The sequence below is a fragment of the Aquimarina mytili genome (assembly GCF_016735115.1).
GTDB lineage: Bacteria > Bacteroidota > Bacteroidia > Flavobacteriales > Flavobacteriaceae > Aquimarina > Aquimarina mytili.
Map to the genome: position 1 here is coordinate 1 of NZ_JAERQJ010000037.1, position 281 is coordinate 281.

General features: G+C 34.9%; 1 protein-coding gene. It reads left to right on the top strand.

The genetic code is table 11. The features are described 5' to 3' along the window. Positions 1–281: transposase (locus JJQ60_RS21910; protein WP_201924778.1), on the top strand; the 281-nt coding region annotated here is incomplete at both ends.

Consider the following 281-nt stretch of genomic DNA (forward strand, 5'->3'; position numbering starts at 1 on the left):
AAAGCAAGATCAAAAATTATCAACGTTACAGAAACAACTTGTATCTACCCCAGGAGTTGGAAAGGTTTTAGCTTGGAATTTGTTAGTGAAAACCAATGAATTTAAAACCATAACTGAGCCAAGAAAACTTGCCTGTTATGCCGGTGTGGCTCCTTTTGAAAACATATCGGGAACATCAATATTTAGAAAACCAAGAGTATCCTCTTTTGCTGATAAAGATCTAAAAAGATTATTGCACTTGGGCGCAATGAGCGCTATTCGTTTAAAAAATGATTTAAGTA